This window comes from Mesorhizobium sp. P3_A9 (assembly GCF_056402975.1).
Genome location: NZ_JBFUGJ010000378.1, coordinates 1 through 5,477 on the forward strand (window position 1 = coordinate 1; position 5,477 = coordinate 5,477).

The window sequence follows — 5,477 nt, forward strand, 5'->3', positions numbered from 1 at the left end:
GTGAAAAAGTACCCGCCGCGTGCCATTCCGCAGATCGAGCGCAAGATGCGCTTATCTGGACTGGAGCCGTTCACGCTTTCGGACGAAATCCCCTTCGTCAATGTCGGCGAGCGCACCAACGTCACCGGCTCKGCCARGTTCMGRAARCTGATCACCGCGGGCGATTATGTTCCCGCGCTCGACGTGGCGCGCGATCAGGTCGCCAATGGCGCGCAGATCATCGACATCAACATGGACGAAGGGCTGATCGATTCGAAGAAGGCGATGGTCGATTATCTCAACCTGATCGCCGCCGAACCGGACATCGCCCGTGTTCCTGTCATGGTCGACAGTTCGAAATGGGAGATCATCGAGGCGGGCTTGAAATGCGTGCAGGGCAAGCCGCTGGTCAATTCCATCTCGATGAAGGAAGGCGAGGAAGCGTTCCTGCATCATGCCAGGCTGGTGCGCGCCTATGGCGCSGCSGTGGTCGTCATGGCCTTCGACGAGGCCGGCCAGGCCGACACCAAGGCGCGCAAGGTCGARATCTGCACCCGCGCCTACAARCTYYTSACCGARCAGGCCGGCTTCCCGCCCGARGAYATCGTCTTCGACCCCAAYGTCTTCGCGGTCGCCACCGGCATCGAGGAGCAYGACAATTACGGCGTCGACTTCATCGAGGCCACCGGCGAGATTACTGCGACGCTGCCGCATGTCCATATTTCCGGCGGCGTGTCGAACCTCTCCTTCTCGTTTCGCGGCAACGAGCCGGTGCGCGAGGCCATGCACGCGGTGTTCCTCTACCACGCCATCCAGCGCGGCATGGACATGGGCATCGTCAATGCCGGTCAGTTGGCCGTCTATGACACGATCGAGCCGGAGCTGCGCGAGGCCTGCGAGGATGTCGTGCTCAACCGCGCGCCCAAGGCCGGCGGCACCGCCACCGAGCGCATGCTGGAGATCGCCGAACGCTTCAAGGGCACGGCCGGCAAGGAAGCCAGGGAGCGCGACCTCGCCTGGCGCGAATGGACGGTCGAGCAGCGCATTTCGCATGCGCTGGTCAACGGCATCACCGAATTCATCGACGCCGACACCGAGGAAGCGCGGCTGGCGGYCGAGCGCCCGCTGCATGTCATCGAAGGCCCGTTGATGGCCGGCATGAATGTCGTCGGCGACCTGTTCGGCGCAGGCAAGATGTTTTTGCCGCAAGTGGTGAAGTCGGCCCGTGTCATGAAGCAGGCGGTAGCCGGGCTGTTACCGCATATGGAGGCCGAGAAACTGGCCAACGCCGCCAACGGCATCGTCAATGGCGAGCGCCAGACGGCGGGCAAGATCCTGATGGCGACGGTGAAGGGCGATGTCCACGACATCGGCAAGAACATCGTCGGCGTCGTTCTCGCCTGCAACAATTACGAGATCATCGATCTCGGTGTCATGGTGCCGGCGGCSAARATCCTGCAGACCGCGCGCGAGCARAAYGTCGACATTATCGGCCTSTCCGGCCTGATCACCCCRTCGCTGGACGAGATGGTRCACATGGCCRCCGAGATGGAGCGCGAAGGSTTYGAYATYCCGYTGCTGATCGGCGGCGCSACGACCAGCCGTGTGCACACGGCGGTGAAGATCCACCCGCGCTACGCCAGGGGGCAGACCGTCTATGTCACCGACGCCAGCCGCGCGGTCGGCGTTTTGTCGTCTTTGCTGTCGAACGAGACTAAGGGCGGCTTTGTCGATACGGTGCGAGCCGAGTACAAGAGGGTTGCCGACGCGCATGCCCGCTCCGAGGCCGACAAGCAGCGGCTGCCACTGGCCAGGGCAAGGGCCAATGCGCACAAGGTCGACTGGTCTGCCTACGAGCCGCCGAAGCCGTCTTTCACCGGCGTGAAGGTGTTCGAGAACTGGGACCTGACCGAGCTTGCGCGTTACATTGACTGGACGCCGTTCTTCCAGACCTGGGAGCTGAAGGGCCGCTATCCCAAGATACTCGAGGATGAGGCACAGGGACCCGCCGCGCGCCAGCTGTTCGAGGATGCGCAGGCGATGCTGAAGAAGATCATCGCGGAAAAATGGTTCGCGCCGCGCGGCGTCATCGGCTTCTGGCCGGCCAATGCCGTCGGTGACGACATCAGGCTGTTCACGGACGAGGGGCACTCGCAGGAGTTGGCGACTTTCTTCACTCTCCGCCAGCAACTGACCAAGCGCGACGGCAAGGCCAATGTCGCGCTGTCGGATTTCGTCGCGCCAATGGACGGCGGCAAGTCCGACTACATCGGCGGCTTCATCGTCACCGCCGGCATCGAGGAAGTGGCGATATCAGAGCGTTTTGAGCGCGCCAATGACGATTACTCCTCGATCATGGTCAAGGCACTGGCCGACCGCTTCGCCGAAGCCTTCGCCGAGCGTATTCACGAGAAGGTGCGCAAGGAATTCTGGGGCTATGCGGCTGACGAGGCGCTGGCACCGGACGAATTGATCGGCGAGCCCTATCGCGGCATCCGCCCGGCGCCCGGCTATCCCGCCCAGCCCGACCATACGGAGAAGAAAACGCTGTTCAGGCTGCTCGACGGCGAGCGTAATGCCGGCGTCAGCCTGACCGAAAGCTACGCGATGTGGCCGGGCTCGTCAGTGTCCGGCATTTATCTGGCGCATCCCGAAAGCTATTATTTCGGCGTCGCGAAGGTCGAGCGCGACCAGGTCGAGGATTATGCCGTTCGTAAGGACATGCCGTTGGCTGAGGTCGAGCGCTGGCTCGGACCTATCCTCAACTATGTGCCCGCGCAGTATGCCGAGGCGGCGGAGTAGGGCGGGAGGCTCTGTCGTCTCATCCTGCCGCCATGGCAAGACAGGATGTGCCCATAAGGCATTTGCACGGATTGCTGGCTCATGGTTCAAGGCGGCGATAGATACTGGGCAGCCGTCTTTGCAGTTGGAGCTTGAATGACCGTCCTTACACGCCGCAGGCTCTTGAAAACGGCCGCCATCACTGGCGCCAGCGGGGTCGGACTCTCGGCCATCGGCAGGCTTGGCAGCTGGGCCGCCGCCGGTCCGGAGCCGGTGGTGCTGCAGACGGCGAAAATCCAGGCCAGGCTGATGGATGCCGGCCCGACCAACAATGTGCTGACCTATGGCAATGCCGGGATGCCGCCGGTGCTGAGGATGAAGAAGGGCGAGCCCTTCGCCGCGCGTCTGGTCAACGCCATCGATGATCCGACGACCATCCACTGGCACGGCATTCGCGTTCCAAACAAGATGGACGGCGTGCCCTTCCTGGTCCARCCCTATGTCTACACCGGCGATCATTTCGACTACGCCTTCACCCCGCCCGAYGCCGGCACCTTCTGGTATCAYCCGCATTGCAACACGCTGGAGCAGATGGGSCACGGTCTGACCGGCGTGATCGTGGTCGAGAACCCAAGCGATCCGAAATTCGACGCCGAGTTCGTCCTCAATCTGCGGGATTGGCGTCTTGGCGACGACGGCCAGTTCATCGATCAGTTCCGCCCGCGCGATGCCGCGAGAACCGGCACCTACGGCACGGTGCGCACCGCCAATTGGCTCGATCAGCCGCAATATGACGCGCCGGCCGGTGGACTGGTGCGGTTACGGGTGGCGATCACTGACGTCACCCGCATCTATGCCTTTCGCGTCGACGGCGCCGAGGCGACGGTCATGGCACTCGACGGCAATCCGGTGCCTGAGCGCTTTTCACCCGATGCTTTGCTGCTGGGACCAGGCCAGCGCATGGAACTCGCCATCCGCATGCCCGATGATGAGGGCGCGATCGTGAGCCTGCGAGACGTCAGGGGCACCAAACCCAAGGTGCTCACGACCTTGCGTGCGGTTGGCAGCTCGCTGAAGCGCGACGTTCGTGATGTTGCGCCGCTGGAGGCCAATCCTGTGAAGGAGGTGGATCTCACCGCTGCCCAGCATATTTCGCTGGCGCTCAGCGCGACGGCGGAAAACGTCCCGAGCGATGGCATCTGCGGTTCACTCGGCTACAGTTTCTGGGCCATCAACAAGGTGCCGTGGCCGGGCGATACATCAGATCCAACCGCGCCGCTGGCCGAGCTGAAGCTTGGCAAGAGCTATGTCATCGACATGGAGAATTTGACGCCGCAATCGCATCCGATGCATCTGCACGGCATGAGCTTCAAGGTGCTGTCGTCGTCGACGCGGCCGGTTCAGCCTGCCATTTCCGACACCTATCTCATCCAGCCCAACGAGAAGGTTCAGCTCGGCTTTGTCGCCGACAATCCCGGCGACTGGCTGCTGCACTGCCACATCATCGAGCACCAGAAATCGGGCATGACGAGCTACGTCAGGGTGGTTTGAAGCCACGTTAGAGCGGTTTCGTTGGCAAAAGCGGGCGGTTCCCTGCTATGCCGCCTCCAAATCAAGAACCATGGACATCCCCGCATGACCAATGTCGCCTTGACCGGCCTTGCCCGCGATCTTGCCAAGCGTGCCGCCGAGGGCCGCCCGGTGCGCATCGGTGTCATCGGTTCGGGTGAAATGGGCACCGACCTCGTCACACAAGGCATGCTGATGCCGGGCATTTCGGTTTGCGCCGTTTCCACTCGACGTCCACACACCGCACGTGACGCCATCCGCATCGCCTATGGCGACGAGGCGATGGCGGTCGAAGCCGACACCGCGTCGAAAGTGACAGCGGCAATCGAGGCCGGAAAAATCGCCATCACCTCGAATGAGATGCTGGTGACCAATCCGCTGATCGACGTCGTCATCGATGCCACGGGAAAACCCGGCGTCGCCGCCGATTTCTGCCTGTCGGCGATGGAGCATGGCAAGCATCTGGTGATGATGAATGTCGAGGCCGACGTCACCATCGGCTGCTATCTCAAGCAGCAGGCCGACCGGCTCGGCGTCGTCTATTCCGTTGGCGCCGGCGACGAGCCGTCGAGCTGCATGGAGCTGATCGAGTTCGCGTCGGCGCTCGGCCTCACCATCGTCTCGGCCGGCAAGGGCAAGAACAACCCGCTCAACCACGACGCCATGCCCGACGACTATCGCGAGGAAGCGATCCGCCGCAACATGAACCCGCGCATGCTGGTCGAGTTCGTCGATGGCTCGAAAACCATGGTCGAGATGTGCGCCATCGCCAACGCCACCGGCCTGGTGCCCGACGTGCCCGGCATGCATGGCCCGAAGGCCGACCGCGACGACCTCGTCAAGGTGCTGATCCCACGCGAGGACGGCGGGCTGTTGCTGAAAAAGGGCGTCGTCGACTACACCATAGGCAAGGGGGTGGCGCCCGGTGTCTTCGTCATCGTCGAGGCAACGCATCCGCGCATCATCGAGCGCATGGACGATTTGCATATCGGCCACGGTCCATATTACAGCCTGTTTCGGCCGTACCATCTGACGTCACTGGAAGTGCCGCTGACCGCCGCCCGCATCGTGCTGTTCGGCAAGCCCGACATGGTGCCGCTGCCACGGCCGGTCGCCGAGGTTTGCGCGGTCGCCAAGCGGGACTTGGC

Annotated in this window: 3 protein-coding genes; all 3 read left to right on the forward strand. The window is 62.9% G+C overall.

All coding sequences use genetic code 11. The annotated features are described in order from the left end of the window. The coding region (gene metH, locus AC1DX0_RS30335; RefSeq protein WP_477358115.1) for a methionine synthase at window positions 1-2,781 on the forward strand (2,781 nt) is incomplete at its 5' end. Between the two features lie 135 nt (window positions 2,782-2,916). Continuing rightward, window positions 2,917-4,311 (forward strand): multicopper oxidase family protein, encoded by a 1,395-nt coding sequence (locus AC1DX0_RS30340; protein WP_477224011.1) that lies wholly within the window; start codon window positions 2,917-2,919, stop codon window positions 4,309-4,311. 84 nt (window positions 4,312-4,395) lie between these two features. Beyond that, window positions 4,396-5,477 (forward strand): NAD(P)H-dependent oxidoreductase (locus tag AC1DX0_RS30345; RefSeq protein WP_477358118.1); only part of this gene is annotated, 1,082 nt, incomplete at its 3' end.